The organism is Natrinema pallidum, from assembly GCF_005890195.1.
In the GTDB taxonomy this organism is placed as follows: domain Archaea; phylum Halobacteriota; class Halobacteria; order Halobacteriales; family Natrialbaceae; genus Natrinema; species Natrinema pallidum.
This window is the reverse complement of record NZ_CP040637.1, coordinates 2189825-2202527: the sequence shown is the minus strand read 5'-3', so window position 1 is coordinate 2202527 and position 12703 is coordinate 2189825. Positions and strand designations below refer to the sequence as shown.

Sequence of the window (12703 nt, the reverse complement as noted above, 5' to 3'; positions counted from 1 at the left end):
CCAGCCTAAACATATAAAACGATTCCGAATAGTCGGTCAGCCTAGATCAGTCAGTGTGGAGCGCCACAGCGCGGACAGATCGGCGGGCCGCCCCCGGACAGGTCGAGCCCGCAGTGCTGACACTCGGACCCGTCGGGCGACGTGATCGCCTCGACGGTGTCGTCCGTCCCGTCCCGGATCGACTCGACGGTCCCGAGGCCGGCTAGCGACTCGACGGACTCCTCGTCGTCCGCCAGCGACTGTCGGAGGAAACGCACGCGGTCGGTGAGGAACGCCGGCGGGTCGTCATCCCCGGAGTCGACCTTGCCGAGATCGGGGATCGAATCGATCGATGCGTCCGACCGGATGGCCACCGCGAGCCCCTCCGCTGCTCGCCCCCTGACGTAGGGGCTCTCGTCGTCCAATCGCTCTCGTAGCTCACCCACCGCTTCGGACATCGTCTCGGGATACGCACACCCGACCGCGACAAGCGCCGTACAGAGATGATACCGGACGAGTTCGGGTTCGGCATCGAGATGCTCGGCCAGCGATGGGACCTGATGCCGGAGTCGACTCGAGTCACCGAGCGCCACGCACGCCAGCGCCTTCGCGAGTTTCTCCTTGACCTCCGGTTCGTCGAACGACAGCCCGATGCGAAGGTCCGCCAGGATCTCCGGGTCGCTGACCTCCTCGGGGAATTCGAGCGCGACGTAGCCGAGTGCTTCGGCACACCGCGCTCGGACGTAGTAGAATTCCTCGTCGTCGGCCAGTCGCTCCGCAAGCGAGTCGATAACAGGGCGGACGGCACCCGGTGCCGAGGCTGCGAGGGTGACGAACAGTTTGGCGCTGCTCAGTCTGATTGCACGGTCGTCGTCGATCAGAAACGTCGCGAGCGGGGCAGCGAGTCCGTCGAACGCACCTGGACGTTCTTCGACGTCCGCTCGAGCCGCCCGCAATGCTCGCTTGCGAGCGTCCGCGTCTGCCGTACCGACCCGCGCCAGTTCTGCACCCACCGCTTCGTGATCTCCGTCATCGAGAAGGGCGGTCAAGCGGTCCGGTGTTGGCGGCTGGTTAGAGTCAGTCATCGGCGCTGTCAGTCTGTGACCGTGTTCGATGCCCGATCGTTTCAATCCAGTGACTCCGTGCTGGCGCGTCAACAGCAACAATACTCACGCGTTTTCCCCTCCCCTTTCTATTCGAAGTTGCGCCCACCACCGGCGACGCTCGCCGACCCGACTGGGGGTCCACACCGTCGTGTCCACCGACGAGGCTTCCGAATCGATTTCGGACCGAGTTAGTGTTGCTCGAGGGACGACTCGGGAGAACTAATCTTCCACTACAGACCCTCACTGCTTTTAATAAGATAGTAATATACATATACGGTAAAGCTAGTTCTAGCAAAGATTTATTAGTAGTGGCGATATCTATCCGGTGTGAGTATGACAAGTGATAACGCGGGTATCGATCGACGTAGCGTCCTTCGAAAGACCGGCATCGGACTCGCCAGCGTCGGCGGCGTCGCGATGGCAGCCGGAAGCGCTTCGGCGACCCATCTCTCCGTCGGCGACACCGTCAAGTACAGTCCCTGCAGTGACTGTGACGACTGCTATCAGCTGATGGAGGACCCGCCGAACGGAGACTGGAGTCGGACCGGGCCCTACGGGTGCCGCGGGTGGGAAACGGAAGTGCTCAGCATCTACGAATCGTCGGGCGAGCAGTTCGTCGAACTCGATTTCGGCAAGGGACCCGGCTGGGAATCCGAACACGCCGTCGAAACGGTCTAATTCGGGCCGCGAATCAGTAGCATTCACTACGTTTTTGCAGGAACCAGTGCTCCTTCCCTCGGTTACGGACGCGGACACGACAGGATCGACTCGGCGAATCGGTTGCGAACCCGGACGTGTGACGCGTCGTCGAGCGGTGCAAATCTCCTCGTCGTCCGCGGTTCAGTCGACCCGGACCGTTCGCTCACCGTGTTTCGGACGATCGATGACGGACTCGGAAGCCTCGATATCGTCGAGGCTCCGCAGAACGGGCCGGGTCATCGGTCGCGGTACTCGAGCAATGACACCTCCGTTCGACCGGCGGTAGAACGAGTTTTGACCCGTCGGGTCGGATCACTTGACTTCTTGGGACGAAAAAGGCGTATCAATCAGCAGTGGCTCTGAACTACGTATTCAAGCCAGGGGTGGGATTTGAACCCACGAAGTCTCGATTACAAGTCGAGTGCATGAACCGCCCATGCTCCCCTGGCGCACGCCGTGGGTTAGCCGTCCTCCTTTGAATGTGTATCGTTTTTCTCCCGGCTCTCGAGTGTCCGGCTCATCGTCACCCGGAACTCCGCGTACCCCTTGCGACGGTAAAACCGCCGGGCGGACTCGTTGTCGGCCATCACCTCGAGTAGCATCGTGTCGACGCCGCGATCGGCCAGCGACGCCTCGGCGGCTTCGAGCAGCGCCGTGCCGATGCCGCGGTTCCGATGGGCGGGTTCGACGTAGATATTCGACAGCATGCCGCGGGTCTCGTCGAGTTCGAGGGCACCGCGTTCGACCGAGACCGTGGCGAACCCGACGATCGATCCTTCGAGACGGGCGACGAACAGGCCATCGCTGACCTGATAGGCTCCGAGCGTCTCCCGCATGGTCTCGCGGTTCGCGTCGGCACGGACCGCCGACCCGTACTGGCGCTGATCGCGAGCGAGGCGGACCCAGCGGTCGGTGAGGGGTTGGATGTCGTCGCGAGACGCGCGTTCAATCGTCGGCTGCGGGTCGTTGGGGGGCATTCTCGAGTGCCGTCACGGCGGGAAGCGATTCGGCGGTGAGCATCCGCAACGCCGCGCCGCCGCCGGTGCTGACGTGGGAAAAGCCCTCGACGCCGAGCGTCCGCAGGGCGGCGGCCGTGTCGCCGCCGCCGACGATGCTCGTCGGGATGTCGGTCGCAGTGCCGTAGAGTTCCCGGGTGCCGGTCTGGAAGCGTTCGTCCTCGAAGACGCCGGCGGGGCCGTTGAGGATGACGGTCTCCGCGTCCGCGAGTATCCGTCGGTAGTAGTCCAGCGTCGACTCGCCGATGTCCATCGCAGCCTCGCCGTCGCCGGGGGGCAAGGCGTTGACGCCGAGTTCGTGGCGGTCGCCGTCCCGGGCGACGGCGACGTCCCGCGGGAGTGCGATCCGATCGCCGTACGCGTCGAGCAGGTCGGCGGCGCGGTCGATCTCGTCCCAGTAGCCCTGGTCGTAGATGAAATCGGAACTGGCGTCGCCGAGGTCGACGCCGTCGGCGATGAGAAAGACGTTGCCGACGACGCCCGCGGTGAGGACGTGATCGGCCAGCCCCTTCTCGAGGACGGACCAGGCGACATCGATCGAGTCGGAGACCTTCGCGCCGCCGAGGACGTAGACTCGGGGGGCGTCGGTCTCCTCGATCGAGCCCAGCACGTCGAGTTCGGATTCCATCACGCGGCCGGCGTAGCTGGGGAGGACGGACGGGAGCCCGACGAGAGAGGGCTGTGAGCGGTGGGCCGCGGCGAAGGCGTCGTTGACGTAGGCGTCCAAGACGGGTTCGAGGCCCGCGACGAGGTGGGTTCGGGCGGCCCGTTCGGGGTCGAACTCCATGTACTCCTCGCTGTAAAAGCGCGTGTTCTCGAGGACGACGCACCCGCCGTTCGAGAGGTCCCTGACGGCCTCCCGGGCGGCCTCGGAGAAGGTCGCATCGACGTAGTCGACGGGCCGGTCGAGCAGTGTCGAGAGGCGGTCGGCGTGGGAAGCAAGCGAGACGAAGTCGTCGCCGCCGGGCCGACCCTGATGGGCGAGGACGGCGACCTGACCGCCGCGTTCGAGCAGTTCCGACAGGGTATCGACGTGTGCGCGCAGTCGGGCATCGTCCGCGAGCGTGTCATCGTCGTCGATCGGACTATTGACGTCGACGCGAACACCGACGGTAGTCCCTTCGACGTCCAGGTCGTCGAGGGTCGCGATCATTATCGACCTGTCCACCGCGACACCCGAAAGGTCTTTCTATCGGAGGGATACGGATCGGGAGCCGCCGACACGACGCCTGCCGAGTCGGGACCGGCAGTCGATTAGACCGTCCGACAGTCCGCACAGACGAGTTGGCCGTTGGCATCCCAGAGCGCGTCGGCGAGGGAGCCGCAAGCCTCGCAGATGCCCTGCGTGGTGTACTCGTCGCCACCGTTGGGGAGCAGTTGGGTATCGTCCTCCTCGGCAGTCCGGGTCGCTGCGGGATCGGCGGCTCCGCGGTCGCGATCGACCGGCGGCTCGCTCGAGCGTGAGGGCGTCATCGTCGCCTGGAACGAGCCCGCGGCGGCGATGACGTCTCGCTGGGTGACCAGGCCGACGATGCCGTCGGCGGCTTCGACGACGACGTTGCGGATGTTCTGGCGGGCCATCGTGGTCGCAACGTCGGTGAGCGACCGATCGGGATCGACCGTGATGACCGGCGTCGTCATCACGTCGCCGACGGTCGTCGCTGACGGATCGCGGTCGTCCGCGACGAGTCCGAGCACGTCCCACTCGGTCACGATGCCGACCGGCTCCGCACCCCGGACGACCAGCGCGCAACTCGTCCGTTCCTCGCGCATGAGTCGCACGACCTCGCGGACGGTGTCGGACTCGCTGACGCCGACGTAGTCGGACGTCAGGACATCCCTGACGGACAGTTCCGATTCCATATCTGAACGATACCCACGAACGGGCTAAAAGCTACTCCCGTCACACTTAAGCAAGCCGGCAGCGAAGTTCCCTAATTCACCGTTCTCAGGCCGTCTCCCACTCGAGTTCGACACGAGTGCCGTCGGCCCGACAGGTCTCGAGGGCGTGTTTCGCCGCGAAGCCGGCTTCGTGGGCGCTCGCTCCGCGACCGACGCCGACCTGCATCTCGACGTCGACGGCGTCCTCGACGTGGGCGGTGGCCTCCTCGTAGTCGGCCGCCGCGAGGTCGGGACAGACGACGATGACGTTGTCGCCGCCGACGAAAAAGGAGAGGCTGTCGTGGGTGTAGCGCATGTGGCGCATGAGTTCGGCGTACCCCTGCTCGATCTCGATGAAGGTGTCGAAGGCGTTGAGTTCGTCCGTGTAGTTGCCGGTCGCGTTGACCACGTCGAAGTGGGCGATCTGGACGTCGTCGTCGGTCCGGTACTCGTCGTCGATCGCCCGCCCCTCGAGACACTCGCGGCGGTTCTCGTCCTGTGCGCTGCCGGCCTCCTGCAAGCGGGCCGTGGCGTCGGACAGCGCCTGCACGGGGCTGGTCCCCGTCGCGACGCCGAGGCTGAGCGTGACGGGATACCGGTTGCCGATCGACTCCTGTAACAGCGCGTGGTCCTCGAGCGAGCAGCCGTTCGTCACCGCGATCATGTTGTCGAAGCGAGTGAAGAAGGCGTAGCCGCCGCGGTTACCGACGAACTGCGAGATTTCGGCGAACAGCCGGGACTGCATGGTCTGGAGGTCGGCCTCCCGACGCGGCTCCGGCGTCACGGTCCAGGGTCCGTAGTTGTCGATCTGAACGAGCGTTACCTGCGTGTTAGTCACTGTGGGCGTTCATTTCGAACGGCGTCGTATAAGCGATACGTAATCCAGATTCGTGATGGGGGCGGCGTTCAGGCGTGTTTCTTTTCGGGATCGCTGCCCTTCGGGTGGTACGTCCAGAAGTCGCCCGCACGCATCGCAGCGCCGACGGCCTTGTGCATGTCGAGCATCGTCTCGAACTCCGCGGGTTCGACGTACTCGAAGATCTCGCTCATCGGGACGACCGTCTCGTAGTTGATCCGGATCGGGTAGTCGCCGTACTCCGCGACGAACTCGTCGCGGTCCATCGGGAAGTCCTCCTCCTCGTCGACCTTGTCCGCGATGATCCGCATGTCGAACTTGCGCATCCCCTCGCTGCCCTCCTCGCCGTCGGGATCGACCGGCCAGTTGCTGCTCATACCCGGACGTGTGTAGGGGTCCCGCAAAAGGATTACTCCTCGTCGCCGGGCCGCGACCGGTCGACCAGGTCGACGCCGGTCAGTTCGAACCGCGCCCCGCCGTCGGCTCCCTCGGTAGCGGTCACCGTCCAGCCGTGAGCGTCGGCGATCCGATCGACGATCGCGAGCCCGAGCCCCGTCCCATCGCTCGAGTAGCCGCTTTCGAATATCCTGTCGCGCTCGGCGGCCGGGATGCCGGAGCCGTCGTCGGCGACGAAGAACCCGTCGGCCGCCGCCTCGTCGAGGTCGCCAACGGTGAGCGTGATAGCGGCGCTGTCGGGGTCGGCGTCCCGGCGAGCCCGTGCGTCGTCCGTCGAGCCGTGCTCGACGGCGTTGCTGATGAGGTTCTCGAGGAGTTGGGTAAGGCGGGCGCGGTCGGCCCGAACGACGGCGTCCGTTTCGATCGCGACCGCGGCGTCGTCCGTTTCGACGTGTCGCCAGCAGTCCGTGACGAGGGCCGCGAGGTCGACCGGCTCGGTGTCAGGGTCGGGATCGCGCTCGCGTGCGATCGTCAGCAGGGTTTCGATCAGGGCTGCCATCCGATCGTGGGCCCAGGCGATGGCCTCGAGATCGTCGTCGTCGCAGTCGCCGCTCTCGCGGACCCGCTCGAGGTGGCCCTGGGCGACGTTCAGCGGGTTCCGGAGGTCGTGGGAGACGATGCCGGCGAACCGGTCGAGGCGTTCGTTCTGCGCTTTGAGTTCGCGTTCGCGGGCTTTCCGGTCGGCGATGTTTCGCAGGACGCCGACGGTACCCCGGAAGCAGCCGTCCTCGTCCGGCGGCAGGGCCGCGATGTGATTCTCGTTGGGGTGGCGCTCGCCGTCTTTCGTGACTGTCTCCATTTCGAACGACGCGTGCTCGCGGTCATCGTTGCCCAATAGCGCCTCGATTTCCGACTCGGCGGTGTCGATATCGTCCTGGTCCATGATGACCGAGACGTGCTCGCCGACCAGTTCCTCGGGTCGGTGCCCCGTCGTCGACACGTCGTCGTTGATCGGAGGGATGATATCGGTGATGACACCCGCGGCGTCCAGCGAGTACACCTCGTCCGGAATCGCCTCGAGGATCGTCTCGTAGCGCTCGAGTTCGCGTTCGCGGGCCTTGCGTTCGGTGATGTCGCGAACGACGCCGGCGACGCCCCGGTAGCGGCCGTCCGCCAGGGGCAACAGCGAGACGTTGTCCTCACAGCGAATCCGCTCGCCGTCGCTCGTTTCGACGGTGATCTCGTAGGTCCGCTGGCGGGCGTCGGTGTCGTCGGAGAGCAGCGACCGGACGCAGTCCTCGCCGCGCTCCACGGACGGCTCGTCGAGGAGAAACGAGATGTGGCGGCCGACGATCTCGTCCTTCTCGTAGCCCGTCATCGCGGCGTAAGCGTCGTTGACGAACGCGTACCGCCCCTCCGAATCGACCGTGTAGACCGGATCACCCAGCGCGTCGATGATCGTCTCGTAACGCTCGAGTTCGCGCTTGCGCTCCTCGCGGTCGGTCACGTCGCGGACCGTACAGATGAGGTCGCCGTTGTCGGTCGTCGACAGCGAGTGGGCCTCGACGAAGGTGGTGCCGTCGGCCCGGAGGCCGGTCGTTTCGCCGAACCAGTCGCCCTCGGCCATCACCGTCGGAATGATCTCCTCGCGGACGGTCGCGACATCCTCGTCCGGGTAGAGCCGCTCCCAGTGCGCGCCGATCAGGGTCGACGGCTCGTAGCCGTAGAGGTCGGCGTAGGCCTGATTCACGTAGACAAATCGGCCCTCGTCGTCGAGCAGGCTGATCCCCTCCCGTGCGGTTTCAACGGCGCGGAGCTGGCGCTTGCGGCGCGAGCGGGCGCGGATCGTGTCGACGGCCGCGACGAGGCGGTCCCGCAGCGTCGCGGCCCCCTCGCTTTTCGGCACGTAGTCCGTCACCCCCGCCCCGATCGCCTCGCTCGCGACGGCCTCCGAGCCCGCCCCGGGACACAGGACGAACGGCAGCGAGTCGTGGGCCGCTCGGACCGCGTCGAACAACGCCAGCCCGTCCATATCCGGCAGGTCGTACTCCGAGACGAGACAGTCGACATCGGCGTGCTCGAGCCGCTCGAGCGCGTCGCTGGCGCTGGTCGCGCTGAGCGTTTCGATGGGGGCGGCCGCTCGCTCGAGGCAGTCGGCGACCGCGGCCGTCCACGCCGAGTCGGCGTCGACGTGGAGGACACGAATCGGGTCCATCGAGACACTCCCGCGCCGGGGTTCGTCTCGAATGCTCATGGCTCGTCTCTCGGGACCACGGGGATATAGGTTGGGGCCAGCCACGACCGCGTTCCAGCGCCTGTCGCGTCCGCTCCGTCGGAATTTCCCACATTCGATCACGAACGACTGTCGCGTCGAACGGGGGTCGATCGGGGAGCCGTCGCCGGGTTCGGCGTCTCGAGTCCGACCGGCGGGCCGACGGATGGGCGAACGACCGACGGGATCGCGGCGCTCACGGTTCGAGGTCTCGAGTGGCTCCCGATGTGACGTGTTCTCGGCGTCCCCGTTCGCAGCGCGCTATCGGGGGTGCAGCCGGTCGGCGTCGGTTCAGGCGGCGGGTTCGACAGAGAGGGTCCGAACGAACGCCTCGGGGTTTCGGACCAGTGAGAGCGAACGCGACGAGCCATCCGCACAGTCGATTCGGACGGTTCCGACGGCCCCGGACAGGAGGGGGCTCATGAACGTGGTGTCCGTCCGGACGTCCGTAATCTCGCGTCGGGGAAGCCGCCACTGCGGCGCGTCGAGCGTCGTATCGTACGCAATCACGGCGGCATCGTACACGCGGTACTCCACGGCTCCGTCCCTGAGAGACGCGATCGGGAGTTCCAACACCGCGCGGGCGGCGACGAGGAGCACGACCGTCGCGACACCCGCGGGAAGGCCGAGCCAGAGACCAACCGCGACACTCGAGAACAGGATCACGAACCCGACCGGCGGGAGCAGCGCCAGCATCGCACCGAGGACGAGCGCGTCGAGGGCGATCCCGCGTCCGTCGGTGTGGACGACGGCGAGCGGCGCAGTCTCGGGCACGTCGATCGCAGTCTCGTCCCGCTGGGGGTCGGTCGGCCGGTCGTCGGGCGTGCGGAGGTCGAGGAAATCGTACCAGAGCTTCGTCGCGAGAATCAGGGCGACCGTCGCCGTGAGCCCGAGCCCGATCCGGTCGGCCCCGAGACCCACGATCGGGACGAGAAAGGCGACGATGACGACGGCGAGCCAGCGCCGACGGGAGAACGGCGACAGTGCCGTCCACGCGTTGTACCGGTCGGAGCGGATCGACTCGAGGAGCGTGGCCGCGTGCCTGCCCACGACGAGCGCGGTCGCGCCGCCGATGCCGACCAGCGTCCCCCGCTCGAGGGTGCCCGGGGGGCGAGCGAAGAGCATGATGAGAGCCCCGAGCGTCCCGAGCGCGAAGAGCAGCCACCCGCCGTTGAGCGCGAACGGCACGTTTCGCGGGAAGACCGGCGGGAGCCACTCGACAACGCGCACGCTCCCGCGCTTCTCGCGGAGGCGTTCGAGGGGGAGGAAGAGCCCGTAGTAGTCATCGTCCACGGGGCGAACGGCAAACAGCGACTCGAGCGAACAGCGGCCGACGTAGACGACCGCCTCGAGCCAGTAGACGACCAGGAGCGGGAGCAGGTCCCAGCCGAACCAGCCGATGCCGACGGCCGGACTGAGCGTGGCTCCGATCGCCAGAACGGGCGGCAGCCGACGGCGGAGGGAGTCACTTCCCATGGCCTCATATCCACGATACAGTTATAATAAACTTACCTGCTTATATAAGAAATACATTCGTTCGATTGCCGAAATATCTGCAGAGTAGCCGATGCTGGACGAGCTACTGGCTAACAGAAGGCTGCTTCATCCGGTTCTGTATGGCCACTACAGATATCTTTTGCATCAGGGAGAGCCGTGATGGTAGCAGAACAAATCGCCCCACCCAAAACCGCGCACGGAACCGTCCCGAGACCGAGTGTCGTTAATGAGAAGGCCGAACAGAATGCGCTCACGCCTCCTCCACAAAGCCCAACATCCAGCGATAACCTTATAAATGCGATACAAGCCCCACAGTCGTAGTTCTCATCACCAATAGCTTCGAATACTCCACTTCCAACAAGTGAAATCATCGACGAATAACCTGTAATACGGAGTTTCCAGAGCGCTTTGATTTTACCGTCGTCGATGAACTTCGTTGCTAGTCCTTGGAACGAGTTAATCGTGTTACACAGGATTTTCCCACCGGTGACCGCAATTTCTGAGGCGGTTACCTCGGCATACTCGATCGCCTCGCCCAGATAATCGGCACTGACGCCGGCAATCCCGGAAGCGACATCTTTCAGTCCATCGTAGATGTCTCCAATCCAGTCACCCCATGGAACGTTCGGAACCCAATCCTGCGTTTCTACTTGCTGGGTTGATACTCCTTGTGGAACGTCGAAATCGAACGTTTCGGTGGCAAGCCCCGCGGACGACATGGTTGTCGCTGACCCAACTTCAAGCGTGTCAAGCTGCATCTTTTCGAGGTGACCACCGTCTGTTCGCCAGTGGTAGGTATTTTTCCCGGCGACTATGGACCCAGAGTTTCGGTGTTTCGTGATGCTCATTGAACCCTCATTTCCGCGGTGAACATCAGTCAGTTTGAAGACCACGGCATCAACAGGACGGGGCTCAGCATCTGACGAGATAGCGTAGATACCAGCGGCGTCGTGGCGGACCCGCCCTGCTACCTCAGCACGGAGGCGATTATAAGCGTCCTGTCGTTCGAACTCCGCGGCCATCTGGAGGCGTGCCGACGACTTTGCATCCTCGTAGCGTTCGTAGTCGAACGACACCTCAACTTGGTTGATGGAAACAGTAGTTACATCACCGAAGTACTGAATTCGTTCTGTTTCCCCGGCAGCAACCGTGACCTCAGGATTCTTGTGGACTTCCTCGTTGTAAATGAACGCTTCTGTTGACTGCGCCGAGAACGTAATCGCCTGCTCTTCAGGTGCCGTACAGACCACACGCTTCGATTCAGGGACGATCTCCGCCGATGCACCATTCTCGAGTTCGATAGATTCGACACGGCCGTCGTACCTGGCAGTCGTCCCGGTGCCAGTCGCAGGCGCATTAATATTCCCTTCACTGGAACGAACAGAGGGGAGGTCAGAAGCGGCCTCACCCGAAACACCGACGGTAACATCGATGCCAGGGCCGGTGAGAGATACTTCGCCCGGGAGCGACGATGGAAGAACTTCGGATGGATCGACCGAGTGGCCGTTTTTCTGAACTTCCGCACGGCCGTTGATATCGAAGTGTGTGAGTTCGCCAGCATAAGAGAAAATCGTTCGGTTGCGAATCGTTCCTTGAACGGTTCGCTTATTCGGCTTATCGAGGGCGCTAGATTCAGTCTCGATTCTCCCACTCGCAGACACATCCACCTCTATAGGTTCCTGTGGGACAATTGACAGGGTGGTTTGAGGGAATGCCTCAACGTCGAAGGAATCACCGTCGACAAAGACATCTGCCTCTCCTTCGACCTCAAACTCAGTGAATTCACCAGAGAACGTGTATTCGTGGGTGTCATTTGACAGCGTTACTGACGCTGTGCCGTCATCAAGTGCCCTATTTGGTGCCCCTGTCGGCGTTATAGTTCCTGTTACTTGGAAGGTATACGACGCTGTATCATTCGAGCGGATCGTGACAGTCCGATCACCGTTACCGGTATCTAATTCAGGTGATCCGCGTTCGTTGATATCGTTAAGACTGTTCGAGGACGCACTTGCACTGATTGAGGAGCCAATAACGGCCGCGCCTGCGGCTGCAGTACGTTGAAGCACTTTTCGTCGAGTCGGATCGCTATTGGTATTATTAGAACCCATACATTAGTATATCAACTAATACAATATATAAGTTACTAATCTATTGAATATAAAATTAGGCGTGGGTATGAGAACTATGACTGCTTAACCGTCGACAGAACCATAGACAGGCGGTTGCGGATACTCTCACAGAAGGCGAAATCTGTTCTATTACGAGGAGACTGAAACTCCGTCCGGACGACTACAAGGCCGACAGCCGCATCCGCAGCGCGGGCCTCGAGCCCCGGCGGGCCGTGAGCCGCCACAGCGCGGGGGTGCTCGAGCGGCGGGGCACCCGGGCGGTGGGCGTCGCTTTCGCGCCGCTTGCAGTAGATATAAGTTCCAACGCGTCAACGGTTATACTGGAAGCCGGTCTCCAAAGGAAAGGGGACGTATCGAAACGTCCCGGGTGGAACCAGCACCCGAGACTTGGCTTCCGACTCCCGCTCAGGGACTCGGTTGCCATGATTGCGTACATTCTACCGGGATATAAACGTCCCGCACGACCGCGGAATCGCCCGACTGCAGGAGTGTCATCCCCGTTCGTTCGCTCGAGGTGTGCGACCCATGCGTAGCGGTCGCGACGGCGATTCGGACGGCGACTCGTCGCCGCCGGAGTGCCCGCGCTGCGGTGAACCGGTCGGATTCCTCACCGTCTCCGGTCCCATGACGGCCTCGGCCAGTCCGTGTGGCTGTACGGTGCCGCCAACCCTCATCCAACCCGACGGCTAGGGGCTCGCTCGAGCCCCGGCAGTCACCCGGCCGGTCGGCAGGAGCCTTCGGAACCACCATCACCACCACGTCGACATCACAGTCGGTCGGCCGGGCTGTAATCGGGGCCTCGAGTGGGTGTTTTTCTTCATTCCCCGTATTCAAAAAATACTTGATATAAGGACAAGAGACGACATTCATAG

11 protein-coding genes and 1 tRNA gene are annotated in these 12703 nt (G+C 63.6%); 2 read left to right on the top strand and 10 right to left on the bottom strand.

From position 1 onward, the window contains the following. Positions 1-50: 50 nt before the first annotated feature. Complete coding sequence (locus FGF80_RS11010) at positions 51-1064, bottom strand: HEAT repeat domain-containing protein (protein ID WP_138654000.1); 1014 nt, start codon at positions 1062-1064, stop codon at positions 51-53. A 354-nt stretch (positions 1065-1418) separates the two neighbouring features. Here FGF80_RS11010 and FGF80_RS11005 point away from each other — a divergent pair, with 354 nt between their 5' ends. After that, complete coding sequence (locus tag FGF80_RS11005; protein ID WP_138653998.1) at positions 1419-1763, top strand: hypothetical protein; 345 nt, start codon at positions 1419-1421, stop codon at positions 1761-1763. 396 nt (positions 1764-2159) lie between these two features. Here the strand turns inward: FGF80_RS11005 and FGF80_RS11000 are convergent. From FGF80_RS11000 to FGF80_RS10960, 9 genes are all read right to left on the bottom strand, one after another. Beyond that, positions 2160-2233 (bottom strand) — tRNA-Thr (locus FGF80_RS11000). 12 nt (positions 2234-2245) lie between these two features. After that, a complete protein-coding gene (locus FGF80_RS10995) occupies positions 2246-2761 on the bottom strand; it encodes a GNAT family N-acetyltransferase (protein ID WP_006186745.1) in 516 nt (171 codons plus the stop codon). Then, a complete protein-coding gene (locus FGF80_RS10990; RefSeq protein ID WP_138653996.1) occupies positions 2730-3953 on the bottom strand; it encodes a phosphoglycerate kinase in 1224 nt (407 codons plus the stop codon). Before FGF80_RS10990 ends, FGF80_RS10995 begins: the two co-directional genes overlap by 32 nt. Before the next feature lie 101 nt (positions 3954-4054). Then, positions 4055-4663, bottom strand: a complete 609-nt coding sequence (locus tag FGF80_RS10985) for a CBS domain-containing protein (RefSeq protein ID WP_006186747.1) — start codon at positions 4661-4663, stop codon at positions 4055-4057. Positions 4664-4748: 85 nt separating this feature from the next. After that, positions 4749-5519 (bottom strand): GTP cyclohydrolase III, encoded by a 771-nt coding sequence (locus FGF80_RS10980; protein ID WP_138653994.1) that lies wholly within the window; start codon positions 5517-5519, stop codon positions 4749-4751. Between the two features lie 68 nt (positions 5520-5587). Beyond that, complete coding sequence (locus tag FGF80_RS10975) at positions 5588-5914, bottom strand: DUF5785 family protein (RefSeq protein ID WP_006186749.1); 327 nt, start codon at positions 5912-5914, stop codon at positions 5588-5590. 32 nt (positions 5915-5946) lie between these two features. Continuing rightward, on the bottom strand, positions 5947-8187 hold the full coding sequence (locus tag FGF80_RS10970; RefSeq protein ID WP_138653992.1) for a PAS domain S-box protein: 2241 nt from the start codon (positions 8185-8187) through the stop codon (positions 5947-5949). Positions 8188-8496: 309 nt separating this feature from the next. Beyond that, the gene (locus FGF80_RS10965) at positions 8497-9681 is read right to left on the bottom strand and encodes a DUF6498-containing protein (RefSeq protein ID WP_138653990.1); all 1185 of its coding nucleotides are present in this window, start codon (positions 9679-9681) and stop codon (positions 8497-8499) included. A gap of 110 nt (positions 9682-9791) precedes the next feature. Beyond that, positions 9792-11810, bottom strand: coding sequence for a hypothetical protein (locus tag FGF80_RS10960; protein ID WP_238705279.1), 2019 nt, complete (start codon positions 11808-11810; stop codon positions 9792-9794). 546 nt (positions 11811-12356) lie between these two features. Here FGF80_RS10960 and FGF80_RS19195 point away from each other — a divergent pair. After that, positions 12357-12521 carry a hypothetical protein gene (locus FGF80_RS19195; RefSeq protein WP_006186752.1) on the top strand — a complete coding sequence of 55 codons (165 nt, stop codon included), beginning with the start codon at positions 12357-12359 and terminating at the stop codon, positions 12519-12521. The last annotated feature ends 182 nt before the right edge of the window (positions 12522-12703 follow it).